A 310-nucleotide genomic window follows, 5' to 3' on the forward strand; every position below is an offset into this window, starting at 1 on the left:
GTTTTAACACCACTCTTGCCGTGTTATCCGCCGCATACTCCACCACTTCATATTCCGTCTGCGCAGGTTTACCCGTTTCGTAACAGACTTTCTGTTTCGGGCGGTTTGGCCAGTCGCAAATCAGCGGCAGATCCACCAGACCTTCTGCGGGGGATGGATGCCCCCAGACGCGGGCCACATACTGCTTTTTCGGCTCGCGCTCGCGGAACTGGCGTTTTAACTCCCGCTCCGCGGCTTTGGTCAGCGCCACTACAATCACGCCGCTGGTAGCCAGATCCAGACGATGCACCGATTCTGCCTGCGGATAATC

The 310-nt window shown here is 57.4% G+C and carries 1 protein-coding gene; it reads right to left on the reverse strand.

Annotated elements, in window-relative coordinates; genetic code table 11:
• Positions 1-310, reverse strand: a 310-nt coding sequence (locus V5P19_RS23235; protein ID WP_334407887.1) for a pseudouridine synthase, incomplete at both ends; no start/stop codon positions are given.

It is taken from the genome of Enterobacter sp. UNJFSC 003 (assembly GCF_036903355.1).
In the GTDB taxonomy this organism is placed as follows: Bacteria; Pseudomonadota; Gammaproteobacteria; order Enterobacterales; family Enterobacteriaceae; genus Enterobacter.